The following is a 25,033-nucleotide window of genomic DNA, read 5'->3' as shown; positions in this document are numbered from 1 at the left end:
CTCTATTCGACGGTGACCGACTTCGCCAGGTTACGCGGCTTGTCCACGTCGTACCCCCGCGTGCGGGCGATCTCGGCGGCCAGCACCTGCAGCGGCACCGTGGAAACCAACGGCTGCAGCAAGGTCGGGACGGCCGGGATCTCGATCAGTTCGTCGGCGAACGGGCGGACGGTCTCGTCGCCCTCCTCCGCGATCACGATCGTGCGGGCGCCACGCGCCTGGATCTCGCTGATGTTCGACACCAGCTTCGAGTGCAGCACCGCGCGCCCCTTCGGCGACGGCATCACCACGACGACGGGCAGGCCTTCTTCGATCAGCGCGATCGGGCCGTGCTTGAGCTCGCCCGCGGCGAAACCCTCGGCGTGCATGTACGCCAGTTCCTTGAGCTTCAGCGCGCCTTCGAGGGCGACCGGGAAACCGACGTGACGGCCGAGGAACAGCACGGCCTTCGAGTCGGCGATCCGGCGGCCGAGGTCACGGACCTGGTCCACAGTGGACAGGACCTTCTGCACCGCGGCGGGCATGGCCTCGAGTTCGGCGAACTCACGGGCGACCTCGTCCGGGTACTTGGTGCCGCGGGCCTGCGCGAGCGCCAGGCCGACCAGGTAGTTGGCCGCGATCTGCGCCAGGAACGCCTTGGTCGAGGCGACGCCGATCTCCGGACCGGCGTGCGTGTAGAGGACTGCGTCGGACTCGCGCGGGATCTGCGCGCCGTTGGTGTTGCAGACGGCCAGGACGCGGGCCTTCTGCTCGCGCGCGTGGCGGACGGCTTCGAGGGTGTCCGCGGTCTCGCCCGACTGGGAGACGGCGACGACCAGCGTCGCGCGGTCCAGCACCGGGTCGCGGTAGCGGAACTCGCTGGCCAGTTCGACCTCGACCGGGAGGCGGCACCAGTGCTCGATGGCGTACTTGGCGACGAGGCCCGAGTGGTACGCGGATCCGCAGGCGACGACGAAGACCTTGTCGACGTCACGCAGATCCTGATCGGAGATGCGCTGCTCGTCGAGGATGATCCGGCCGCCGTCGAAGTGACCGCGCAGCGTGTTCGCCAGCGCTTCCGGCTGCTCCTCGATCTCCTTGAGCATGAAGTACTCGTGGCCGCCCTTTTCCGCGGCCGACAGGTCCCAGTCGACGGTGAACGGCTTGGCCTGGGCGGCGTCACCGTGGAAGTCGGTGACCTCGTAACCCTCGCGGGTGATCACGACGAGCTGGTCCTGTCCGAGCTCGACCGCCTCGCGGGTGTGCTCGATGAACGCGGCGACGTCGGAAGCGACGAAGTGCTCCCCCTCGCCGACGCCGACCACCAGCGGCGACGAACGGCGGGCGGCGACGACGGTGTCCGGCTGGTCGGCGATGGTCACGACCAGGGTGAACGCGCCCTCGAGACGACGGCAGACCGCGGCGACGCTGGCCGGGAAGTCGCCCTTCGTGTCGCCCTCGGTGTAGGCGCGAGAGATCAGGTGCGCGGCGGTCTCGGAGTCGGTGTCGCTCGCCATCTCGACGCCGTCGGCCTCGAGCTCGGCGCGCAGGGCGGCGAAGTTCTCGATGATGCCGTTGTGCACGACGGCGACGCGCTGGGAGGCGTCGCGGTGCGGGTGCGAGTTGCGGTCGACCGGGGCGCCGTGGGTGGCCCAGCGGGTGTGCCCCATTCCGGCGGTGCCGGTGAAGGTGTCCCTGCCGACCGTGTCGAGCTGGGCCTCCAGGTTGGCCAGGCGTCCCGCCTTGCGCTCGACGTTCAGCGCTCCCGCGCCGTCGAGGACGGCGACGCCCGCCGAGTCATAGCCGCGGTACTCCATCCGGCGAAGCCCGCCGATGACGACGTCCAGAGCCGGGCGGTGTCCGACGTATCCCACGATTCCACACACGGCCACCAGCCTAACGACGGAAATTCGGCCCCTTCGCCCGGGCGCCCGCGCGTCGCCTTTAGCGGGCTAAACGCGATGCGCGGGGCGGCGCGCGGGCCGGACGGGGGTGCGGGCAGTAAGGTCACGAGCATGGCCAGCAAGCCCAAGCAGCTGCTCGCGGAGCTGTCCCACCCAGGTCCGCACGAGGTTCTGCGCGGCAACCTCGCCCTGGTCGGGCTCCCCGGTGTCGTGTTCACGCCCCGTTCCGGGCTCGGTCTGCCCGCGATCGCGTTCGGGCACGGCTGGTTGCAGCCGACCGGGAGCTACCGGCACCTGCTCCGGCACCTCGCGAGCTGGGGCATCGTCGCGGCGGCCCCGGCCACCCAGCGCGGGCCGCTGCCTTCGCACCGGCTGCTGGCCGGCGACCTCCTCACCACGCTCGACTTGATCACGACGGTCCGCCTCGGACCGGACGGCATCAGCGTCGACCCGGCGAAACTCGGCCTGGCCGGACATTCGACCGGCGGCGGTTCGGCGGTGCTGGCCGCCGCGCAGGCCGCCGAGAACGACGAGCGACCCGAGATCCGCGCCGTCGCGACCATCACCCCCGCGCAGACACTGCCACCCGCGACCGTGTCGGCCCGGTCGGTGACCGCACCCGGCCTGCATCTCGCGGCGGGGGAAGACCTGGTCGCGCCGCCGGTCGGGCACGCCGAGGCCATCGCGGACGCGTGGGGCGGGCCGGTGCAGCTGCGGACGCTCGGGAAGTCGTCGCACCTCGGGGTCACCGAGGGCAGGCACTGGAGCCAGTTGCTGCTGCACGGGAAGCCGCATCGCGGGACCCAGCAGCTGACGAGGGCGCTGTTCACCGCGTTCTTCCTCACTCACCTGACGGGGACGACGAAGTACCAGCCCCTGCTGGACGCCGACGTCAAACGCGCCCCGATCGAAGCCCAGGACGAACCCGCCGCCTGACCCGCTCCGGAGCGCGTTTAGCCCCCTAAACGCGATCTGGCCCCGGACGCGCTCCCGGTTACTTAGCCTGCCTACGCGTCGCGTTTAGCCCGCTAAAGGCGACGCGTGCCCGAACGAGGGCACCGCGGCGCCGGATCGCGTTTAGCCCGCTAAAGGCGACGCGCTGCCGCGGGGCGAGGTGGGCGAAAGAAAGGGCCCGGCTCTGGCGAGCCGGGCCCTGAAGTGCGGTGAAGCCGATCAGTCGACCATCCACGAGTTGTTCGAGAAGTCGTCGTCGTCGAATCCCTTGTCGTCGCGCGCGTGCCGACCTCGACGACGCGCGGGCGTCCCAGGTTCTTCCGGCGGCGCGGCACTCGGTGCGGGTGCCGGCGTCGGCGCCGCGGACGGGACGTCCACCGTCGCCGGGATCCCTGGCACCCCTGGCGCGACCGGAGGAGGCGGCGGAGGCAGCGGCGCCGGACGCGGAGCGTCGGGCCGCGCGCCGAACTCGGCGAACCGGGCGTCCGGCTTGTCGTCGTCTTCGATGTCGAAGCCGATCGTGTGGCTGCGGTCGGCGGTCGTCTTGCCGGTCAGCCAGCCACCCGCCTCCTTGCTCCGCTTCCCCAGCTCCTGCATGTGGGCGGCGTACTTGTCATGGATGGCGGCATCCTTCTGCATGGTCTCCGCCGCCTGGGCCTTGGCATCGGCAAGATGCCGTTCCCGCAGCCCGCGCTGCTCCACCTGCTCCGTGATGGCGGCGTCCTGCCTGGACATGGCGGCCGCCAGCCGGTCAACAGCGCTCATCGGTCCTCCCTCGTTCCCCGGCTACCGATCATCGCTCGTAACTGATCGAACGGTCGCCACCATCGTCGTCGAGCGAGCCGCTGATCCGGCCGCCCGCGCCACTGGTCTCGAAAATGCCACCCTCGACGCGGTACTGGCTCGACCCGCGTTGCGTGTCACCCCCGCCACCACCGGCCGCGCCGCCCATGGCACCCATTCCACCCATCATGCCGCCCATTCCGGCGGGCGAGCTTCCGGCACCCGCACCGGCAGCCGCGGGCGCCGGGTCCATCCCGCCGGGAGCCACCCCGAGACCGGCGTCGGCCCCGGCCGGCTGCGCGCCGCCTCCGGTCTGAATGCCCGCTTCGAGGGAACCGGCTTCGTTCAGCGAAGCCGCCGCACCGCCGTCGATGGCGCCGCCGAGCGCGCCTTCGAAGCTGCCTCCGCCTCCGCCGCCGCTGGCGGCAGGCACGGTGCCGTCGCCACCAGCACCCGAAGCGGCACCACCGGCCTCCGCGGACCCCGCGGCGGTCCCTTCCGCACCGACACCCACACCGACCTCGACGCCGCCCGGAGCGCTGAAGCCACCACCGGGAGGCGCGATGCCATCGGCCGGGGCGGGCATCGCCTGGACGTCTTCGACCTTGCCGGGCTGCGGATTGCCGGGATTCCGGTCGTCGAGACCGTTCTTGAGGTCATCGGTCTCGAGGACGTCGCCGGGCTTGAGTTCCTTCTTCTCACCCTTTTCGTCGAGGGTGTAGGTGGTCGGCTCGCCCTTGCCGTCGTCGACGGTCACCACGGTCGGACCGTTCGGGCCGTCGGGCTGTTCGGCGGTGATCTTGAGGTTGCCGTCCTGGATGTGGATCTTGCCGTCCGGGCCGGGCCGGTAGACGCCATCGGCGCCAGGCTCGCCTTCCTTGACCGCGCCCTTCGGGCCGAAGTCGCCGTCCTTGCCCTCTTCGCCGGGCTTGGCGTCCTTGCCTTCTTCGCCCTTCGGGTCGTCGAAGTCGAGCTTGTAGTCCTTCTCGTTGCCCTTGCCATCGTCGACCTTGATGTCCATTTTGCCGTCTTTATCCGGCTCGGTCATCTCGATCTTGTTGTCGCCCTTTTCGACGGTCATGGTGTCCTGACCGTCGATGCCGTCCTTGATCGCCTCACCCGTCGCCGGGTCGATCGGGTACGGCTTGCCGGTCTCGGGGTCCAGCTCGAGCGGCTTGCCGGTCACCGGGTTCGTGCCCTCGGCGGGCTTGTCCTCCGGCTTCGGCGTCTCGGGGACCGTAGCGGCGGGCGGCGTGCTGGCACCGCCCCCGCTGCCGCTTCCACCGCCGCTCCCGCTCCCGCTCCCGCTCCCACTTCCGCCGCCGTTGCCTCCGCCGTTTCCGCCACCGTTGCCGCCGTTGTCATTGCCCTTGCCGTCGTCGGCGGGCGGCTTCTCGGCCCCTGGCGCGGGGAACGGGTTCGTGTAGTCCTCCATGAACCGCGAAAGCTCGTGATACTGCGTGTTGATCGTTTCCGTCGCGTTCTTGCAGAGCTTTTTGAAGTTCTCGAACCGCTCACCGAACTCGGTGGCGAACGAACCCTTCAGCCACTGCTTCGCGGCCCCGATCGCGTAGTCCTTGTTTTCGTCGTTCAGCTTGCAGTCGTCGTCACGCAGCCGTTCGGCGAGGTTGTTACCAGGACACGCGGAGTCGAGCCAGTACGCGACGTCCATGAGCTTTTCTTTGGAATCGACCTTGCCGTTCGCGATCTCGACGACCTGCTTCGCCGTGAACAGCGGCGCCGTGGCGACTTTGTCGACACGCAGCTTCAGCGTTTCGTCGACCTTCAGCTTGAGCGCGCTGTAGATCTTGTCGATGGTCGAAGGCACCAATTTGATGGCGCCGTCCATCTGCGCGACGAGTTCTTTCGCGTCGGGCTGGATCCGCTGCTCGTATTTGACCTTCGCGGCCGTCGCGCCCTCCCCCTTCCAATCGTGGAAGAGCGTGGTCAGCGCCGAAGTCGCGTCCGTCCTGGTCTGCTCGACGGCCTTTTTGGCGTCGCCGAGATCCTCGACCTCGTCGAACATCTTCTGGAAGTTGATCTCACGGTTCTCGTGGAACCGGTCCCAGACGTCGGTCTTGTAATTGATCTCATACGGCCGGTCGGGCATCTTGTTCCAGACCTGCTCGGCCCAGTCGGAAAAGAAGCTCAGCGCCGGATTCCCGAGGTCGAGCACCTGGTCGGACTTGGTCGTCGAACCGCCCGCGGCCGGCCTGGACATGGCGTCGAGATCCTTGTCCGCCTTTTCCACGGCGGTCTTCTGCTTCTTGTCCGCGGCCGCGTTCGAATCACGCTCGGCGATGGCCTTCTCGTAGGCGTCGTCGCCACCGAAGAGCAGCTTGTCCTTCGTGCCCTGTGTGATGTACGGGTCGTCGAGGAGGGCTTTCTTCTGCTCCCACGTGTACTTGCTCATTGCGTCCCCGCCTTGTTGGCAGCCGCGGCGTTCGCCTGGTCGGATGAGGTGTAGCGAGTCGACGCGGTACTGACCCCTCCGGCGAGCTGGGTGAGCTGGCCCGCGTAGCCCTTCATCGCGTCGGAAATGGCGAGAATCCCGGTGGCGTAGCCCTTTTGGTAGTCCTTGTGCACCCGGCCGAAGTCCGCAGGCTGCACCTGGGTCGGCCCCACCTTCCCTGCCTCGGACGTCGTGTTCTCAGCTGCGCGCTCCAACGACGTCGACGCCGTGAGCATCGCCTCTGAATCGGCTTTGTAGCCCCCGTCCGGCATGACCGGTGCCCCCTTCGTCCCGCTGTATCCGCCTCGTTGTCCTACCTACGACGCACGCCGGTGGCCTCAGGTGCCGTCGCATATGCACACAGAATGTACCCACCGGCCATCGAGGCCGCAGGAACATTCACACCTTTGCTAACTCAAACGATTTCGGCGCAAGAAGCCTGGTAGGCCGCGTTTTCGCGGTTTCGCGCCCGCTTCGACGGCCTCGGCGAGAACGGTCGCCGCGCCCCGGATGTCGACAAGGCGATCCAGCTCGTCGAGGTCGATGTCGATGCCGAACTCCACCTCGACCGTCGCGAGGAGCCGGACGCGGCGCCGCGAGTCGACGCCCATCTCGGCGAAGGGCGTGTTCTCGTCGATGGTGTCCGGATCGACGTCGAAGGTCTCGCAGACGAGGGCCTTGATCTCGTCGACGTACTCGCTCGCGTCAGCTGCCATGGGGGGATTCTGTCCCATCCGGCGTCCAGTACCGCGTTCTGGCCGCGGAACGCGCGACCTTGCCGCTGGAGGTCCGCGGCAGGCCACCGGGTTTCACCAGGAAGAAGGCCCGGAGACGCACGTCGTGGCGCTCGGCGACGGCGCGGGTGGCGGCCCGTGCGATCTCGGATTCGTCGAAGTCGAGGGCCTTCCGCGCACGCTCGGCGACCACGACGACGCCCTCGCCTTCGTCGCCGTCGACCGAGAACGCGGCGACCCGCTCCGGCCCGAGGACGGGGTGGGCGGCGGCAACGGTCTCTTCGATGTCGTGCGGGCTGTGGTTACGGCCGTCGATGATGATCAGATCCTTCAGGCGGCCGGTCACGGAGAGCCTGCCATCGCGGATCGTGCCGAGGTCGCCGGTGCGGAGCCAGCCGCCTTCCCCGTCGAGTTCGGCGTCGAACACCTCGGCGGTCAGCTCCGGACGCCGCCAGTACCCGGCCGCCACGTTGGGCCCCTTGACCCAGATCTCTCCCATCCCGCCCAGGTCGACTTTAGCGGGCAAAACGCGATCCGACGGGGCGACGACGCGGACCCGCTGGCCCCGTGGCCGGCCGATCTCGACGACCTCGCGGCCGTCCACTTCGGTCACCACCGGGCCGCTGGAATCGCCGCTGGCGACGTAGACCGTCGCCTCGGCCAACCCGTAGGACGGCCGGAACGCGCCCTGCGGGAAGCCGTGGGGCTCGTACGCCGCGAGGAAATCCCGGACGGTCGCCCCGCGGACCGGTTCACTGCCGCTGAGCGCGATCGCCACGGTCGAGAGGTCGTACTCGGCACGCTTCGCCTCGGGCACGGCCTCCGTCACCAGGTCGTACGCGAAGTTCGGGGCCGCGGTGAGCGTGTTCGGATACGACGACATCAGCAGCAGCCAGCGCTCCGGGCGCCGGATGAACTCCAGCGGCGCGATGAACACCGTCCGGCCGCCGGCGTGCATTGTCCCGGCGAGCAACTGCGCCAGCCCCATGTCGTGGAAGAACGGGATCCAGCCGACGCACGTGGTGTGCTCGTCGACGTCGTAGGCGTCGCAGATCTGCCAGCAGGCGGCCGACAACGCCCGATGCGTGATGATCACGCCGGCGGGTGATCGCGTCGTGCCGGAGGTGTACTGCAGGTAGGCGGGGTCTTCGGGGGAAACCGGTGCCGGCAGGGATCGGTCCGCCGGATCCAGCGGCAGGGTGTCGACGGCGACGATCTCGCGCGGCGCCGGAACCGGTTCGGCCTCGGCGAACTCCGTCAGCCGTTCGACCAGCGCTTCCGACGTGAGCCAGATGTCGGCGTCGCAGTCGTTGAGCACCCCGACGAGCCGCTCGCGGTGAGCGCGGACGTCCGGAGCGGACAGCGGAACCGCGACGGCGCCGGCGTACAGCGCGCCGAAGAACGCGACGACGTAAGAGAGGTCCTGCCGCGCCGTGATCGCGACGCGGTCTCCCGGCTGGATCAGTTCGCGCAGCTTCGCCGCGACAGCGCGGACGTGGCCGAGAAGCTCGGCCCAGGTCAGCGTGTCCTCGACGGGTTCGTGCCGGTTCGAGCAGTCGAGGTGGGTGTACGCCGGACGCTCGACCTCGGCGCGCTCGAGCAGACGGTGCACGAGCGGGGTCCGCAACACTTCGTCGGGCACTTCTGATGACGGTTTCGAGGGCACTGGCACATCCTCCGGCCGCGGCATGGGCATCATACGAGCGTGGACGACTTCTTCGTGCTGGACGATCCGGCGGATCGCGTCAAGGCGCTGCGCGACCGCGAGCTCAGCTCGAACCCGGGTGGCGCCGCCGCCGAGACCCCGAACCTCCTGTTGATGGACGGCGCGGACCACCGGCGGCTGCGCGCTGTCGTCAAGGAGGTCATCGCCCTGGTGGAGCCCCTGCCGGACGCCGTGCTCACCGACCTCCGGATCGCGATTAGCCCGCTAAAGTCGCTCTCGCGGTTCGACCTGGTGGCCGATTTCGCCAGGCCGGTGGCGGCCAGGGTGACGGAGGCGATGCTCGGCACGGTCGAGCCACTCGGCGAGAAGCTGCTGACGAACCTTTCGGAGACCGCCGCGAACCTGGACGTCTGGTCGGGCGGGCCTGCCGGGGCCGACACCGCCGCGCTCAGGGTCGCGATGTTCTTCCTCAAGGCGACGGCCGTCGAAGGCGGCGGGCTGGCGCTGCTCCGCGAAGCGCACGAAGCAGGCCGGATCACCGAAGACGAGCTGATGATCACGCCCGTGATGCTCGCCCACGCGGCGTACGAGAATTCCATGAACTTCCTCGCCCTCGCCGGCCTCGAACTCCTACGCCGCCCAGACGTCCTCGACGACGTACGCGGCCTGATCCACGAAATCGCCCCGACCCGCTTCGCCGCCCGCCGCGTGATCGCGCCGTTCTCCTTGGCGGGCAAGGACTTCGCCGCCGGGGACAAACTGGCCATCCCGCTTGGCCCCGACGCCGAACTCGCGTTCGGCCTCGGACGGCACACCTGTCCCGGCTCACGAGTCGCGGTCGCCGAGGGCGAAGTGGCGCTTCGCGCCCTTGCCGAGGTCCTGACTCCCGACCATGTCGCCGAAGACGTGCGATACAAGACGCACGCCGTCTTCCACGGTGTCGAGCGGGCCATCGTGGCGCTGCGGACCTGACCGTTCAGGTCGCCAGCCAGTCGGTGTCGGCGAAATCGTCGTCGTCACCGCGTGCGGCCGCCCGCCGATGCCGCCCTGCCGGACGCTCTTCGGCGACCGGGGCCGGAGGCGGCGGAGGTGGAGGCGGCACGGGAGGAGCGGCCCGGTACGCGATCGGCGGCTCGTCGGCCGTCCGGTACCCGGCGCGGCGCTCGTTCTCGGTCTCGTCCTCCTCGAACCCGAAGTCGCCGTCGTCTTCGACCTTTTCGCTGAGAGTCGACTCGGTCGCCCAGCCGCCCGCGGCCTCCGCTCGCTTCTTCTGCTCGAGTCGTGCCGTCAGCGCCGCGCTCGTCTCCTGCTTGAGCTGGTCGCCGGCGGCCCGGGTCTCCTCGATCGCCTTGGTCGCGCGGTTGTCGACCAGGTACATCCGGTCGCCGTTCTCGCGCTCCAACCCGGCCAGCTTGTGCCGGAGTCTGGCGAGATCCTCCTCAGGATTCACTGATCCCTCCCCTGACCGCTAGCGGAAACCGATGACGCCGTCGTCGTCGAGCGAGCCGCTGATCCGGCTGCCCGTCGTCGCGGTGTCGAACAGGCCGCCGTCGACCCGGTATCCGCTGGACGTGCGCTGCTGATCTTCGCCGGATCCTTGTCCGCCTCCGGCCGCGCCGCCGCCCATCATGCCCATGCCGCCCATCATCCCCGCACCGGCCGCGGCCGGGTCCTGGGCGCCCCCGCCAGGGGCGGAACCGAGTCCGGACGGCGCCGACGGAGCGGACGCGCCGCCGCCGGATCCGGCCGGATCCGACGTGTCGCCGAGACCGCTGTCCCCACCGGCGAACGGGTCGCTCAACGACTGCGCCGTCGTCGATTCGGAACCACCGTCCGCGGCCACCGCCACCGGTTCGGCCGGCTGGCCTGGCACCGGCGCGGGCGCTCCGCCGCCGGTCCCGCCGGACGTGGTGTCGTGCGGGCGGACACCCTGCTCGGCCTGCTGACGCGCGACCTCTTCGACCGGCCGGGCCGCGGCGGCACCTTCCGCGGCATGCCTTCCGGCGGGCTGCGGCGCGGAGTCCGGGCTCCGGTCGTCTTCACCCAAGGTGTACTTCGACGGCTGCCCCGACCCGTCGTCGACGGTCACCAGTGTCGGCCCGTCGGGACCGTTCGGCCGTTCCGCGGTGATCTTGAGACCGCCGTCTTCGATGCGGATCTTGCCGTCAGGGCCCGGCTGATGGACCTGACCCGGGTTGGCCGGCTGCTCGGCGGCCGGCGTGGCCTTGCCGTCACCGAAGTCGAGGTCGTAGTCCTTGGCCTGGCCGGTGCCGTCCTGGACCGATATGCCCATCTTCCCGTCGGCGCCGGGCTCGGCCATGGAGATCTTGCGGTCGCCCTGCTCGACCGTCACCGGCTCGGGCCGGGTGGCCTCGGTGCCGTTCTTGATCGCCTCACCCGTCCGGGGGTCGATCGGATACGGCTCCCCGGTGGCCGGGTCGACGTCGAGCGGCTTGTCCGTGACCGGGTTCTTCTCCTGGCCCGGCACTTCGGGCTTTTCCGGCTGGATGTTCTCGTGATTGCTCGGCGTCATGCGGCCTGCCCCGCCCCCACCGGAAGACGGGCCACCACCAGTACCCGACGACGGACCGCCGCCACCGCCGGTGTCCTTGCCGCCACCGCCCTTCTCGACGGGCTTCTCGCCACCCGTCTCCGGGGTCTTGCCCAAGTCCGCGAACGGGTTCTCGACCACCTGGCCGAGTGAATCGAAGTACGCCTTCCACGCGCCGTTGATCGCGTCGCGCGTGTTCTTGCACACCAGCTGGAAGTTCTCGATGTGCTTGCCGAACCAGGCGAGGAAGACGTTCTTCAGCCAGGCGACCGCCTGAGGTTTGAGTACCTCGTCGATGGTGCTCTGGTCGATGTCGCCGCCGTCGTCGTTGAACGCGTCCTTGGCTTCGATGCTCAGGAACTTGATGCAGTGGATGATGTCGTTCTGACTGCACGAGCCGTCCGCGATGCGGATGATCCGCTCGATGTCCTGCGCCGTCGCGCCGTCGATGTTGTCGGTGTACCACTTCTGCAGCCACTCGACCTTTTCGCGGCAGAACTTGCCCACCGAGGCGTTGGTCCGCAGAAGTCCGTCGCCCGCGGCTTTGAAGGCCTCGGCGACCAGACCGGTCTTGTCCGAATAGGCCTTCTGGTAGGCACGCGCCTGCTCGGCCGCGGCGCCTTCCCAGGTGCCGAGCGAGTTCCCCAGCTTCCCGGAGACGTCCTGCGCCGACCCGGCGACGGCCGTGCTGACCGCGGTCAACTCGTCGGCGCTCGCCTTGAACAGGTTGAACGGGATGTTGTCCTGTTCGTGGTACAGCCGCTGGAGTTCGCCGAGGGAGACGGCCGCTCCGCCGCCCGCCAGGCTCAGCGCGCGGAGGTAGGCCGGGTGGAAGATCTCGTAGACCTTGAATCCCGACAGACCGGGGACCATGATGTCGTTCGAATTCGCGCAGCCCGGGTCGGTCTCGGTGGCGCGGCCGGCGATCTCCTGGGTCTTCGCCGCGTCCCTGTTCAGTGCGTCGCGATCGCCCTGCCGCCCGGCGGCCTGGCTCGCGTCGTACTTCTCTTGCGCGGTCTTGTATGCCTTTTTGACCTCTTCGAGGGAACCGTCATTGAAGTCGAGGTCCCCCTCGGTGATCCAGTCACCGTTCATCGACTTGAGGTGGTCCCGGAAGCCGTTTCGCTCGGCTTCGCTGGCGAACCCACAGCTTTCCGGGGTCTCGTCCTCGATGTAGTCAATGTAGTTGAGGGCGAGTTCGCGTTTGGTGTCGCGATCGATGTTCGGGTCGTTGAGGATCTTCTCGACTTCGGCCCGGCTGGGAATGTCGTGCCCGGTGTCGCCGCCGACATCTGCGAGAGGCATCAGTGCTTCCTCATCTCGGCGGCGTTGGAGTCCTCATTGGACTGGTAAAGGTCCTTGGACGCCGCGAGTTTGCGGCCGAACTCGTCCGAGGCCGCGAGGTAACTGCGCGCGCACTTCGCCAAGCGCTGGATGCTCGCGGAATAGCCGGTGAAGCAGTCCCCGTGCGCGGGCCCGAAACTCCCGGCGTTCAGGTTGATCTGCTCGACCGCCCCGATCGGCCCTTCGCAAGCCTGCTTGGGCAGGTCCTGCAGGACCTTGGCGGCCTCGTTCAGCTGCGCCGGATCGACCTTGTGCCCGTTGCCCGTCACCGTCACCCTCCCCTAGGTATACGCACACGGAATGTACCGGGCCGGTAACCCGGGCGCAGCGACTTGGGAAGATCGTGAGAGGGCTTACGAGGCGGACGAGACGACGCCCGCGAGCCGGTCCGCGGCCGCCTGTGCGGTGTCGTGCGCGGGGGCCTCGACCATGACGCGGACCAGCTGTTCGGTGCCCGACGGGCGCAGCAGGACACGGCCTTCTTCGCCGAGTTCGGCCTCGACGGCGCCGACGGCGTCGCGGACCGCGGCCGAGACGGCGACCGCCGCCTTGTCCGCCACCGGAACGTTCACCAGCACCTGCGGCAGGCGGTTCATGACGGCGGCGAGTTCGGCGAGTGACTTGCCGGTGGACGCCATGCGGCTCATCACCCGCAGCGCGGTGAGGAGACCGTCGCCGGTGGTCGCGTAGGCGGGAAGGACGACGTGGCCGGACTGCTCGCCGCCGAGCGCGAGCCCGCTCGCGCGGAGCTCCTCCAGGACGTAACGGTCGCCGACGGCGGTGGTGACGAGGTTGATGTCGTGCGCGCGCATCGCCAGGTGCAGACCGAGGTTGCTCATCACCGTCGCGACCAGTGTGTTCTTGGTCAGCTCGCCGGTCTCGGCGAGAGCGAGCGCGAGGACGGCCATGATCTGGTCGCCGTCGATGAGTTCACCCGCGGCGTCGACCGCGACACAGCGGTCGGCGTCACCGTCGTGCGCGATCCCGAGGTCCGCGCCGTGCTCGACGACGGCCGCACGCAACGCGTCCGGGTGATTCGAGCCACAGTGCTCGTTGATGTTCACGCCATCGGGGTCGGCGTGGATCGCGATGACCTCGGCACCGGCCTTGCGGTAGACCTCGGGGGCGGCGAAGGACGATGCGCCGTTAGCGCAGTCGACGACGACGCGCAGACCCGCGAGCGGATGCGGGGTGGCCGAAAGCAGGTGCTGGATGTAGCGGTCACCCGCGTCCGCGACGTCCTTGACGCGGCCGACGCCGATGCCGGTCGGGCGCGTGACGGGAGCGGCGAGACCGGCTTCGATCTCGTCCTCGATCCCGTCGGGGAGCTTGTGCCCGCCCGCCGCGAACAGCTTGATGCCGTTGTCGGGCATGGGGTTGTGGGAGGCGGAGATCATCACGCCGAGATCCGCTTCGAGCGCGCCGACCAGGTACGCGACGGCGGGCGTCGGGAGGACACCGAGGCGGAGCACATCGGCACCGGCGGAGGTGAGACCCGCCACGACGGCGGCCTCGAGCATCTCGCCGCTGGCACGCGGGTCACGGCCGACGACCGCGACCGGACGGTGCGAACGGTCGTGGGCCGCGAGGACGCGGGCGGCGCTGGCGGCGAGCGAGAGCGCCAGCTCCGGGGTCAGCTCCTCGTTGGCGAGGCCACGTACGCCGTCGGTACCGAATAGACGAGCCATCTGTCGACCTCCTTGAAAAACCACCACGACAACCTAGCCAGTACCCCCGGTTTCGCCTTTAGCGGGCTAAACGCGACGCGCGGAGCGCGTTTAGCCCGCTAAAGGCGAACGCGTGGGGCACGTGGGACTGCTGTGACAACGGGGTCCTCGGGCACGCCGAGACCCCGGAAACACGGAAGCGCCCATCCGAGAGACGGATGGGCGCTTCCGCGGGTTGCGCCAGAGGCGCGATCAGCGCTTGCTGTACTGCGGAGCCTTACGGGCCTTCTTGAGGCCGTACTTCTTCCGCTCCGTGGCGCGAGCGTCACGGGTCAGGAAGCCGGCCTTCTTCAGGGCCGGGCGGTCGTCGGCGTCGACCTCGACGAGCGCACGGGCGATCGCGAGACGGAGCGCACCGGCCTGGCCCGAGATCCCGCCACCGTGCAGGTTGGCGAAGATGTCGAACGAGTCGGGCTTGTCGACCGTCACCAGCGGCTCACGGATGAGCTGCTGGTGCACCTTGTTCGGGAAGTACTCTTCGAGCGTGCGGCCGTTGAGCTTGAACTCACCGGTACCGGGAACGACGCGCACCCGGACGACGGCCTCCTTGCGGCGACCGACGGTCTGGGCGTTGCCACCGGCGGCACGCGACGGGCGCGCGGTGCCGGGGGTCTCGCTCGTCGCGACGGCCTCGCCGACGGCGGGGGTCTCCGTGGTCGCGACGGCTTCGGTCGCGGTCTCCTCGGTGCTGGTCACAGACTGTTCCTCACTCACTGCGCGACCTGCGCGATCTTGGTGATCTCGCGCGCCTGCGGCTGCTGCGCGGCGTGCGGGTGCTCGGCGCCGGCGTAGACCTTGAGCTTCTTCGCCTGGGCGCGGCCGAGCTTGTTCTTCGGGAGCATGCCCTTGACGACCTTCTCGAGCAGGTGCTCGGGCTTGGTGTCGAGCAGTTCACCGAAGGAGCGCTTACGCAGACCACCGGGGTAACCGCTGTGCCGGTACGCGAACTTCTGCTCGCGCTTGTTACCGGTGAGCGCGACCTTCTCGGCGTTGACGATGATGACGAAGTCACCGGTGTCCACGTGCGGAGCGTAGGTCGGCTTGTGCTTGCCGCGCAGCAGCGTGGCGACCTCGGTCGCGAGCCGGCCGAGCACGACATCCTCGGCGTCGATCACGTGCCAGGCACGAGTGACGTCGCCGGGCTTGGGGCTGTACGTGGGCAAGGGTCTACCTCGTCGTCAACATTGCGTGTGGGTTCTGTGCGGGCCTAGCGCTTACGCGCCGCAGCGCACAACGACATATGAAGATACCCCCACGCCCGACCCTACTGCGAAGCGGGGGTCGGTCCGGGGTCCCATACTAGGACCGGCGCCCGGCGGGCGCCCCGCAACTGTACCTCGCCGGTGTGGCGGAACCGCCCACGGCATCGTCCTTCGCGGGAGAGGATGAGACGATCCGGACGCGCACCGCGCGCGGGGGACTCGATTCAGGGGAACGGCGATGAAGAAACGTCCAACGACCATCTTGTGCGTGCTGAGCGCTGTGCTGGTGCTCACCACCGCCTGCGGCCAGGGGCGCGCGGGCACGGCCGTGCCGAAGGGCGACGACGCGGCGACCTACGTCGGCACGAAGTTCCAGACGGCGATGAACAAGCTGCAGGACACCATCGGCGACCAGCGCGACGTCACCAGCGAGTCGGGCGCCTACTTCCGCTTCGACGAGAAGTACATCCGCAGCACGATCTCGTCCGCCCGCACCGGTTCCCCGGAGGGCCGGGTCAGCCGTCAACGCTCGCAGAAGAACCCGGACGACAGCATCGACTGGTACACCCCGGGCGACGGGACCGTCGAATACGTGTACCTCGGCCCCGTCTACAAGAGCCTCGCCCCGACGCCGTGGGTTTCGATGCCGAAGTCGGAGACCGGGCTGACCATCCCCTGCGCCTGGGTCGGGATCATCACCGCCTGCAAGATGGCCGACGCGATCGCCGTGGCCTACAACGCGGACAAGAAGATCGTGAAGGGCGCGAAAAGTCTTCCGGAGAACCGGATCGAGCTGACCGCCGACATCCCGTTCGGGAAGTTCATGGAACGACGGGTGGAGATCCTGCCGCCGTCGATCAGCGGGGCGATCACCGGCGACATGAAGAAGGCCCCGGTTCGGACCACCGTCTCCCTCAACTCGGACGGGACGCTGAACCAGATCGTGATGGACGCCAAGATCGAGGGCGGCGGGCACAAGCTCGAACTGCGCTACGACTTCCGCTTCACCGGCAAAGCGAGCACCCAGGACCTGCCGAAGCTACCGGACGCCTCGCAGATCACCGTGCTGCCGGACAAGGCGGCCAAGGACGATTTCAACCGCCGGTTCAACGAGTTGAAAGGCGTCTGAGGCATGACGGAACAGCAGCCGCAACAGCCGCAGCAGTGGTGGCAGCCGCCGGCGAACCCCGGAAACCAGCAGCAGGGCTGGCAGCAGGAAGGCCAGGCGACCGGGCCGCATCCCGGGCAGTGGCAGCAGAACGATCCCAATGCCGCGACCACCGGTTCCTACACCGGCCAATGGCAGCAGCAGCCCGGCGTCAGCGGCTCGTTTTCCGGGCCCTGGCAACAGAACGCCGCACCCGCGCCGGGCACGACGTGGCAGCAACCGCAGCAGCAGCCCGCGCCGCAGCAGCAGGATTGGCAAGCACCGCAACAGGTTCCGGGCACTCCCCCGCAGGGACAGTACGGCGGAGGCTTCCAGCCCGCCCAGCAGGCACAGTCGTCGCAGTACGGCGGGCTCGGCGCTTTCGGCTCGGAGCCCCCGAAGAAACCCAAGGTTTCCAAGAAGACCTTGCTGATCGGCGGGATCGCGACGGCCGTCGTGATCGCGAGCGGCGTCGGGGCTTGGCTGCTCGGCGCGTTCGCGGGTGACACTCTCGACGAGAAGTCGGTCCAGGACGGCGTCGTCCGCGTGCTCAACGAGCACTACGGGGAGCCGGACGTGAAGAACGTGACATGTCCTTCCGGCCAACGGGTGGAGAACGGGACCACGTTCGATTGCTCGATCGATCTTTCGGGACAGCAGAAGAAGGTCACCGTCCGGGTGCTGAACACCACACCGGAATTCGAGGTCGGCTCGCCGCACTGACCTCCACCGACACGGAAAGCCGCGACGGAACCCGTCGCGGCTTTTCCTTTGACACAAACGAAACGGCGGGCTCGGCATCCGAAGATGCCTGCCCGCCGTTGCTCGTTCCGAGCGTGAGACTCAGAACAGGCCGGTGACGCCCTGCTCCGTGCTCTGGTAGCCGTCGGCCAGCTGCGGCAGCACGCCGGCGACCTGCGCGAGCAGCTGCTTGAGCTCCTCGAACTTGTTGTCCCACTCCTGCTGAGCGGCCATGTACGCGACCTTCGCGTCACCGTCCCAGGTGTTGACCAGCGGGGCCAGGTCGCTCTTCAGCTGCCCGAAGAGGCCTTCCAGCTCACCGCCGGTGTTCTTGCAGTCGTCGGCCGCCGCGTGGATCGTGGCGTAATCGACCTTCATCTCGCCCATGAGTTCCTCCAGTCAGATATAAGAAGTCTTGGTTTTGGTGCGGTGTAGCCGAATCAGCCGAGGACGCCGAAGCCCTGGTTGACCGACTTGATGAGCTCCTGCTGCTGCTGCTCGGTCGCGTTGTACTTCGAACCGGCCTGCTCGAGCAGGTCACCGATGTTCTGGAGGGCCTGGTTGAGCCCGCGGCCCGCCGAGTCGAAGCGCGTCATCACGTTGTTGAACGCGAGCGCCGCGTCGCCGGTCCAGCCCGCGCGAGTGGCTTCGATGTTGTCGCGAAGCTTGCTCAGGTTCTGGTCCATCGAGACGCGGACCTCGGTCACGCGCTTCTCGGACTGAGTGAACTGCTCAACTGTCCCGGTAAATCCGCCAGCCATGGGAGCTACCCCCTTCGTTCGTGGTTTATCCGTACTTGGTGAAGTTCGTTTGGTACGGACCTACGACGGAGACACTGCCACGTCTGGTTCCCTCTTGTCGCTCGTTGGTTTCAAGTAGTTGCTTGCGTTAACGCTCGCGGCGGGAACCGAACGCGGAAACCCGGACGGCACGCCGCGAATCGCGTGCCGAAAAAGGCCTTCACCACGCGATTTAGCAAACGCACAGGGGTCGGTCAATCGCCTCGGCTCATGATTCGCGACTGCGAAAAGTCCTCGTCGTCGTCACCCACACGTGGCCTTCTGGCCGCCGGCTCTGGCCGAAGGGGAACCAAGTCCGCCGCTGAGGGCAAAGCGGGAACCGGAAGACCGGCCCCCGTGCGGAACCGTTTCGCGGCGTTCCGGACAGCGGCGGGGGTCGGCGCTGTCTCGCCGCCCGCGAGCCGTCCCTTGCCGAATTGCTTCGCCAGTTCCGCGTTCTCGCCCCGGCGGCGTTCGTACCGTGCCTTGGCCGTGCGGGCGACCTGCCGGGCATAAGTGACCGCGTCACGCCCTGTGCGGGCGAAGTGTTCGGCGGCGGTCTCGGGTTCGGGTGGCATTCGCCTCCCCCTTCAGTTGACGACCACCATCGTTTTGACGACCTGCTCGCAGGCCGCGCTCACGCGTTGTTCGAGCGGTGAGCCGGTGCCGTATTGGCAACCGATGTGGACGCGAGTCTTTCCCTGCGCGACGACGTACCAGTCGACGCGCGCGCTCGGCTTGGTCTCGCGGTAGTAGATGACGGTCCGGCCAGCGTAGTTCGCGGAGCCGTTGAAGCCACTGTACTTATGCGGTTCCATCCGTGCCCCGGAGCTGAGTTCGTCGACGAGTTTCTGTCTGTCGGCCGTCGCGTCGTAGGCCATCACGTACTCCTGGGCGACCACGAGGTCGTCGCCGGTGAGGGAGTCGCTCGGGTGGATCACCACCTGACGGTTGGCGACGCGGTCGTCGGTTTGCGTCCAGTCCATCGGCGCGATGAAGCGATAGTCGTACTGGGCGAGCGTCCGGCCTTCGGGCTCGGCCTCCCCGCTGTTGACGGCGAAGAGGACGCCACCGACGACCGCCGCTACGGCGACCACGGCCGCGGCGATGATCCAGGGCGTCTTCTTGCCCTTCCCGCCGCGCTCGGCGGGTTTGGTCTCGCGGGAAGGCTCACCCGGCCGCCACGGCGGCGGGGCCGCTATCCCCTGCTGTCCCATCGGAGGCGACGGCGGCCCTTGCCGCATCGCGTTTAGCGGGCTAAACGCGCTCTGCGGGGGCGGGCCGGGCGGGAACTGGGGGCGCGGGGTTTCGGGGCGCCGGTCGGCGGGGGTGGGCGCGGGGGCACCGCCGACGCGCGAGACCGCGGAACCCGCGAGCGACCCCGTCCGGTCCGGGTCGATCAGCACCGCGCGCAGGGCACCGCGGGCGACCACCGTCTCCGGCTGGTCCAGCGTGGTGGGCACGACACCGGTCCGCTCGTGCACCAGCCGGGACACCATCGGGATCCGGCTCGACCCACCCACGAGGAAGATCGCCGTCAGCTGCTTCGGCCGCAGCCCGGAATCGCCGATCGCGGCCACGGTCAGCTCGACCGCGCGCCCGAGCGGGCCCGCGATGATCCGCTCGAGGTCCTCCCGGGTCACGTGGGCGTCGGCGAACGGCGGCGGCATCGGAACGTCGGTGTACGCGTGCCGGGACAGCGTCTCCTTCGCGCCGCGCACGTCCTGCCGCAGCACACGGCGGCGCCGCCGATCGGTGAGTTCGCGGCCTTCGACGAGCTTCCGCCATTCCGGCGGATCGACGGACGACACCAGCGAACCCACGTGCTCCAGGAGCGCCTGATCGACGTCCGCTCCCCCGAAGCTCGGATCCCCCCGGGTGGCCAGCACCTGGAACCCGGCGCGTTTAGCGGGCGAACTGCGATCCGCCGGGCTGCCGGGCATGCGCTGGACCACGGAGACGTCGACGGTGCCACCGCCGAGGTCGAGCACCGCCAGTGCGTCGCCGGGGCGGCCGCTGAACTCGACGGTGCGCTCGGAGTTGAGGTCGGCCGGAGCGAACGTCGCCGCGTGATAGACCGCCGCGGCGACCGGCTCCGGCACGAGCGCGACCTGACGCGCGAGCCCGCCCGCCGCCTGCCGGAGCAGCCGGGTCCGGGTCGCGCCCCAATCGGCGGGGTGGGTCAGGACGAGCAGCTCGACCTCGGCGTCACCGGCGAGCCGGCGCGCCTCGGTCACCGCGCGTTTCAGCACGGCGTGGACGACGTCGGTCACGCGGAGGACGTTGTCGCCGAGCAGCAGGTCGCCTTCGTCGATCCGGCGCTTCGGATTCGGCTCGTAGCGCGACGGATCCACCGCCGCCTGCCGTTCCGCCTCCTGGCCGACGAACAGCGTCCCATCCGGCGCGGCGTAGACCGCCGACGACATCAAGGGCTGCCCGTCCACCACGACCACCTGCGGCTCGCGGCCGTTGATCGAGGCGACTACGCAGGTGCTCGATGTCCCGAAGTCCACCGCTACCCGCACAGTCACTAGCCACTCCCGCAGATCGTCGTCGTCACCCCTCGCCCAGCCGGGACCTCACCTGGTTCCGCGGGAGGTCAGTCCGGCTGGATCCACGAGACCTGCATGAGCTGCTTGCCGTGCTTCCGGGTCACGAGGTTGCCTCGGCCCGGCGGCATCTGGCTCGGCTTCACGTTCGCGACGAGGTTGCCTTCGTCACGCGAGCCGTTCATGACCATACCGGGCGCCGCGATCTCCCTGAGCTTGCCGAGGATCGGGTCGAACATCGCCCGGCTCGCGCCACCACTGCGGCGCACGACGATGACGTGCAGACCGACGTCCTTCGCCTGCGCGAGGAACTCGGCGAGCGGCTTCAGCGGGTTGCTCGTCTGGGTGGCGACCAGGTCGTAGTCGTCGACGATGACGAACAGCTCCGGACCTGTCCACCAGGACCGGGTCTTGAGCTGCTCCTGCGTGACGTCCGGACCGGGGAGCCGCCGGGTCATCGACCCGTGGACGTCCTTGACCATGCTGTCGAGCTGCGCGGCGGACACCGCGTAGCCGAGCAGCTGGTCCCCGCCGACGAAGCCGAGCATCGTGCGCCGGTAGTCGACGAGGATGATGACCGCTTCCTGCGTCGTGTACCGCTCGGTGATGCCTCGGGTGATCTGGCGCAGCAGGTTCGTCTTGCCCGACTCGCCGTCCGCGAACGCGTAGAAGTGCGAATCGGAGGCGAAGTCGAGGTAGATCGGCTGGAGGTCTTCCTCGTTGACGCCGATCGGCACCAGCTTCGAGTTGCGCTTGGAGTCGATGGACAGGACCTCGTCGTAGGTGACCATCTCCGGCAGCAGGCGGACCTGCGGCGCCGGACGGCCCTTCCACGCCGCCTTGATCTTCGCCACCGCGTCGGCGGCGTCGGCGGCGACGTCGTCCGCGTTGCTCGAGCCGTCGATCCGCGGCAGACCGGTCAGCAGGTGCAGCTTGTCCCTGGTGAGACCGCGGCCCGGACGTGCGGCCGGGACGTTCACCGCGACCCGGCGGTCGATGTCCGACTCGCTCGGATCACCGAGGCGCAGCTCGAACCGGGAACCGATCATGTCCTTGATCGCCGGCCGGATGTCCGCCCACCGGTTCGCCGCGATGATGACGTGCACACCGTAGGAAAGACCCTGGGTGGCCAGCTTGGTGATCGAGATCTCCAGCTCGTCGAAGTCGTCCCGCAGCGCCTTCCAGTTGTCGACGATCAGGAAGGCGTCACCGAAGGCGTCTTCCTCAGGCTTGATTTCGCCGCGCCGCTTGCGGTTGCGGAACTCGTTCATCGAGTCGATGCCCATGGCACCGAACCGGCCTTCCCGCTCGGTGAGCAGGGTGGTCAGCTCGGCCACGATCCGGCGGGCCTTGTCCGGCTCGCGGCGGGCGACGGCGACACCACCGACGTGCGGCAGGCCCTGGAGACCGGCCAACGTACCGCCACCGAGGTCGAGCGCGTAGAACTGCGCCTCCTCGGGGGTGTGGGTCAGCGCCATCGACATGATCAGCGTCCGGAGCATGGTCGACTTGCCCGACTGCGGACCGCCGACGATCACACCGTGCCCGGCGCCACCGGAGAAGTCGGCCCACAGCAGGTCACGGCGCTGCTCGTACGGACGGTCGACGATGCCCATCGGCACCTGCAGCCGTCCGTTGCCGAAGAACCCGACCGGGGAAAGACCGCGGTCGTCGGTGGGGTTCAGGTTCGGCAACAGGGTGTCGAGCGAGTTCGGTTCCTTGAGCGGCGGCAGCCAGACCTCGTGCGCGGGCGGGCCCTGGCCGATCAGCCGGGACACGATCACATCGAGCTCACTGGGCTCGACGGCCTCCTCCTGCTTGGCCTCTTCCACCGGCGCGGCTTCGATCTGCTGCGGCTCCGGCTCCTTCGGCAGTTCGACGAAGTCCGGGACGAACAGCTGCGGGCGCTTGTCCGCGCGAACCACCGTCGCGGCCGGGCCCGCCGCCTTGATCCCCGCGGGCCGGTACGGGCCCGAGACGTACGAGGCCTTGAAGCGGACCAGCGTCGAGGTGTCGTACTTGAGGTAACCACCACCTGGCACGGACGGCAGCTCGAACGCGTCGGGCACGCCGATCGCGGCACGGGATTCCGCGGCGGAGAAGGTCTTCAGACCGATGCGGTAGGAAAGGTGCGAGTCGAGACCGCGCAGCTTGCCCTCTTCCAGCCGCTGCGACGCGAGGAGCATGTGCATCTGCAGCGACCGGCCGAGACGGCCGATGGCGACGAACAGGTCGATGAAGTCCGGCTTCGCGGCCAGCAGCTCGGAGAACTCGTCACAGACGATGAAGAGCGCGGGCAGCGGGTCGAGGTCGGCGCCGTTCTCGCGGGCCTTCTCGTACTCCCAGACGTTCTTGAAGTTACCGCCGTTCTTCAGCGCTTCCTGGCGCCTGTTCATTTCGCCTGCCAGGGCGTCCTTCATCCGGTCGACCAGCGTGACCTCGTCCGCGAGGTTGGTGATGACCGCGGAGACGTGCGGCGCCGCGTCCAGACCGAGGAACGTCGCACCACCCTTGAAGTCGACGAGGACGAAGTTCAGCGTGCTCGACGAGTGCGTGGCGAGCATGCCCAGCACCAGGGTGCGAAGGAACTCCGACTTACCGGAACCGGTCGCCCCGATGCACAGGCCGTGCGGGCCCATGCCCTCCATCGCGGCTTCCTTGATGTCCAGCTCGACCGGCTGGCCGTACTCGCCGACGCCGAACGGGACGCGGTAGCGGTCTCGCACCGGGCGCGGCCGCCAGGACTGCTGGACGTCGAAGGTCATCGGGTCGCCGGGGATGCCCAGCAGTTCGAGCAGACCGGGGTTGGACAGCAGCGGTTCTTCCTCGGCGGCGTCCTGCGCGGCGGTGCCGACGCGGTACGGGGCGAGGAGCCTTGCGAGGGCTTCGGCCTCGACCACGCTGAGCGTGTCCGGGCGGCCGAACCATTCGACGCCGCCGGCGCTGCGCGCGCCGAGGCGGTCTTCTTCGACGACCAGCCGCAGACCGCGGCGGGCCGCGAGGTTGCCGATGGAGTCGGAAAGATCGATCAGGGTGACGCCGACCAGACCCTCTTCGAGGATGATCTGCTCCTCGCGGGTGACCTCGGCGTCGTCGACGATGATGACGACGTGCGGCTGGTCCGGGGCGGGCGTCGCGTTGCGAGAGAACCGCTGGCGGTCACGGAGTTCCTCGTCGAGCCACTGCTCGATCTGCGCGAGCGAGCCGGCCATCATCCGCAGCTGGCCGATACCGTCGGCGAGCGCCGGGTGCTGGGCGTGCGGCAGCCACTTCGCCCACTCCCACTCCTCCTTGGCGCGGCCCGCCGTCGCGACCGCGATGAGGACGTCGTCGGGGCTGTGGAAGGTGACCAACTGCGCCAGCATCGCCCGGGTGAGACCGCGGGTGAGGCCGCGGTCGCCCTGCATGCTGACCGCGGCGAACCCGCGGAGGGTGATCTGGGTCGGCAGGTCCGGGACGATCGAGTGCGCGCGGACGAACCGGCGCAGGGCGAGCGTGGCGATCGGCTCCAGCTCGTCGACGGGGCCGGTCTGCGGCGGCACCAGCCGCGTCGCGAGCCGGTGCGAGCTGCGGCCGACGCGGAGGTGGAGGAAGTCCTGGTCGTTTTGGCGGCGCTCCCACATGCGGCGGCTCGCGGCCAGCGACCACATCGTCTGCGGGTCGGGGTGAACCCACTCGAGCGCGGCACGCTGGTCGACCATGGCCTCGCGGGCCCTGTCGCGCATCTGGCCGAGGTAGCGCAGGTAGTCCTTGCGGTCCTCGTCCATCTCAGCCTTTTTGGCGCCACCGCCCTTGCCCGCGCCACCGGCCATCATGCCGACGGTGCTGAGCACCATCATGCCGCCCATCATCATCATCATGGGATTGCGTCCACCCGTGGTGAACATGAAGACCATCATCCCGATGGAGGCGACGATCATCACCGCGGGAAGCAGCTTCATGACGATGTTGCCCGGGATGGTGCGCGGCACCTCAGGCGGCGGTTCGAGATGCACCTCGCCACCCGGCGGCCGAGGCGCCGCCAGGCGCGGTGACTTCTTGAACTGCAGCGTGCTCATCGAAGGACCCCTCTTCAAACTCGACGATGGCGGCCACCGTTGGTGCGCGTACTGGTGCGCGAGACAACCTATCGAACGTGGCCGGTGAAATCCGGACAACGCCGAGAACGACCCCGGACGAGGGCCGTACGCATGCCGGGAGTGTAAGGCTCCGGCTCCGCCGACGTGCGTTTAGCGGGCTAAGTGCGATCCGGCGGCCCAGACGCCCGACGTGCGTTTAGCCCCCTAATCGCGATCTGGCGGCCGGGGTCCGCTCAGGTGCCCACGGCTCCGGCGCGTCACGATTAGCCCGCTAAAGTCGACGCGCCGGCAGCTGATCTGAGGGGCTCGGAGGTCGCCTCTCTTACTTTTGCCGGTCTTTTTCCGACAGTCGATGATGTGGGCACCCGGGTTCGGTATAGGTTCCCCCGGGAGCAGACTCTCAGGGCAGGGGGAAGGCAGTGGCAACGGGCACGACGGTATT

At 68.8% G+C, this 25,033-nt stretch carries 20 protein-coding genes; 4 read left to right on the top strand and 16 right to left on the bottom strand.

Annotated elements, in window-relative coordinates:
• Positions 1–2: 2 nt before the first annotated feature.
• On the bottom strand, positions 3–1,865 hold the full coding sequence (gene glmS / locus DL990_RS07335) for a glutamine--fructose-6-phosphate transaminase (isomerizing) (RefSeq protein WP_125798218.1): 1,863 nt from the start codon (positions 1,863–1,865) through the stop codon (positions 3–5).
• 129 nt (positions 1,866–1,994) lie between these two features.
• On the opposite strand from glmS, the gene DL990_RS07330 reads away from it, so the two are divergent.
• Positions 1,995–2,819 (top strand): dienelactone hydrolase family protein, encoded by an 825-nt coding sequence (locus tag DL990_RS07330; RefSeq protein WP_125788851.1) that lies wholly within the window; start codon positions 1,995–1,997, stop codon positions 2,817–2,819.
• Positions 2,820–3,056: 237 nt separating this feature from the next.
• Here the strand turns inward: DL990_RS07330 and DL990_RS07325 are convergent, their stop codons facing one another.
• From DL990_RS07325 to DL990_RS07305, 5 genes are all read right to left on the bottom strand, one after another.
• A complete protein-coding gene (locus DL990_RS07325; RefSeq protein WP_125798217.1) occupies positions 3,057–3,602 on the bottom strand; it encodes a hypothetical protein in 546 nt (181 codons plus the stop codon).
• A gap of 28 nt (positions 3,603–3,630) precedes the next feature.
• Entirely contained in the window at positions 3,631–6,033 is a 2,403-nt protein-coding gene (locus DL990_RS07320; RefSeq protein WP_125798216.1) for a hypothetical protein, read from the bottom strand.
• Complete coding sequence (locus DL990_RS07315; RefSeq protein WP_007031081.1) at positions 6,030–6,344, bottom strand: hypothetical protein; 315 nt, start codon at positions 6,342–6,344, stop codon at positions 6,030–6,032. The genes DL990_RS07320 and DL990_RS07315 overlap by 4 nt, the downstream gene beginning before the upstream one ends.
• Before the next feature lie 138 nt (positions 6,345–6,482).
• Positions 6,483–6,788: an acyl carrier protein gene (locus DL990_RS07310; protein WP_233599203.1), complete on the bottom strand. Its 306-nt coding sequence runs from the start codon at positions 6,786–6,788 to the stop codon at positions 6,483–6,485.
• Entirely contained in the window at positions 6,778–8,496 is a 1,719-nt protein-coding gene (locus DL990_RS07305) for a fatty acyl-AMP ligase (protein WP_125798215.1), read from the bottom strand. The genes DL990_RS07310 and DL990_RS07305 overlap by 11 nt, the downstream gene beginning before the upstream one ends.
• A gap of 15 nt (positions 8,497–8,511) precedes the next feature.
• Here DL990_RS07305 and DL990_RS07300 point away from each other — a divergent pair, with 15 nt between their 5' ends.
• Positions 8,512–9,444, top strand: coding sequence for a cytochrome P450 (locus DL990_RS07300; RefSeq protein ID WP_125788847.1), 933 nt, complete (start codon positions 8,512–8,514; stop codon positions 9,442–9,444).
• Positions 9,445–9,448: 4 nt separating this feature from the next.
• Here DL990_RS07300 and DL990_RS07295 read toward each other — a convergent pair whose 3' ends face one another.
• The 6 genes from DL990_RS07295 to rplM all read right to left on the bottom strand — a co-directional run bounded on the left by DL990_RS07295 (position 9,449) and on the right by rplM (position 15,257).
• Complete coding sequence (locus tag DL990_RS07295; RefSeq protein WP_125798214.1) at positions 9,449–9,922, bottom strand: hypothetical protein; 474 nt, start codon at positions 9,920–9,922, stop codon at positions 9,449–9,451.
• Between the two features lie 18 nt (positions 9,923–9,940).
• Positions 9,941–12,328 (bottom strand): hypothetical protein, encoded by a 2,388-nt coding sequence (locus tag DL990_RS07290; protein ID WP_125788845.1) that lies wholly within the window; start codon positions 12,326–12,328, stop codon positions 9,941–9,943.
• Positions 12,328–12,642: a type VII secretion target gene (locus DL990_RS07285; protein WP_233620412.1), complete on the bottom strand. Its 315-nt coding sequence runs from the start codon at positions 12,640–12,642 to the stop codon at positions 12,328–12,330. Before DL990_RS07285 ends, DL990_RS07290 begins: the two co-directional genes overlap by 1 nt.
• Before the next feature lie 78 nt (positions 12,643–12,720).
• Positions 12,721–14,055: a phosphoglucosamine mutase gene (gene glmM, locus DL990_RS07280; protein WP_125798213.1), complete on the bottom strand. Its 1,335-nt coding sequence runs from the start codon at positions 14,053–14,055 to the stop codon at positions 12,721–12,723.
• A 231-nt stretch (positions 14,056–14,286) separates the two neighbouring features.
• Positions 14,287–14,790, bottom strand: a complete 504-nt coding sequence (gene rpsI, locus DL990_RS07275) for a 30S ribosomal protein S9 (protein WP_125788842.1) — start codon at positions 14,788–14,790, stop codon at positions 14,287–14,289.
• 14 nt (positions 14,791–14,804) lie between these two features.
• On the bottom strand, positions 14,805–15,257 hold the full coding sequence (gene rplM, locus DL990_RS07270) for a 50S ribosomal protein L13 (RefSeq protein ID WP_005166833.1): 453 nt from the start codon (positions 15,255–15,257) through the stop codon (positions 14,805–14,807).
• Between the two features lie 277 nt (positions 15,258–15,534).
• Between rplM and DL990_RS07265 the strand changes: the two genes are divergently transcribed.
• The gene (locus DL990_RS07265) at positions 15,535–16,425 is read left to right on the top strand and encodes a hypothetical protein (protein ID WP_125788841.1); all 891 of its coding nucleotides are present in this window, start codon (positions 15,535–15,537) and stop codon (positions 16,423–16,425) included.
• Positions 16,426–16,428: 3 nt separating this feature from the next.
• Complete coding sequence (locus tag DL990_RS07260) at positions 16,429–17,166, top strand: DUF4333 domain-containing protein (RefSeq protein ID WP_125798212.1); 738 nt, start codon at positions 16,429–16,431, stop codon at positions 17,164–17,166.
• A gap of 120 nt (positions 17,167–17,286) precedes the next feature.
• Here the strand turns inward: DL990_RS07260 and DL990_RS07255 are convergent, their stop codons facing one another.
• The 4 genes from DL990_RS07255 to eccCa all read right to left on the bottom strand — a co-directional run bounded on the left by DL990_RS07255 (position 17,287) and on the right by eccCa (position 24,570).
• Positions 17,287–17,571, bottom strand: coding sequence for a WXG100 family type VII secretion target (locus tag DL990_RS07255; RefSeq protein ID WP_125788839.1), 285 nt, complete (start codon positions 17,569–17,571; stop codon positions 17,287–17,289).
• 53 nt (positions 17,572–17,624) lie between these two features.
• Positions 17,625–17,945 (bottom strand): WXG100 family type VII secretion target, encoded by a 321-nt coding sequence (locus DL990_RS07250; RefSeq protein ID WP_125788838.1) that lies wholly within the window; start codon positions 17,943–17,945, stop codon positions 17,625–17,627.
• A gap of 608 nt (positions 17,946–18,553) precedes the next feature.
• Positions 18,554–20,494 carry a type VII secretion-associated protein gene (locus DL990_RS07240; protein WP_125798211.1) on the bottom strand — a complete coding sequence of 647 codons (1,941 nt, stop codon included), beginning with the start codon at positions 20,492–20,494 and terminating at the stop codon, positions 18,554–18,556.
• 68 nt (positions 20,495–20,562) lie between these two features.
• A complete protein-coding gene (eccCa, locus tag DL990_RS07235) occupies positions 20,563–24,570 on the bottom strand; it encodes a type VII secretion protein EccCa (RefSeq protein WP_125798210.1) in 4,008 nt (1,335 codons plus the stop codon).
• Between the last annotated feature and the right edge of the window lie 463 nt (positions 24,571–25,033).

The sequence above is a fragment of the Amycolatopsis sp. WAC 01416 genome, assembly GCF_003947485.1.
GTDB lineage: Bacteria > Actinomycetota > Actinomycetes > Mycobacteriales > Pseudonocardiaceae > Amycolatopsis.
This window is presented reverse-complemented; position numbering and strand designations above follow the sequence as displayed.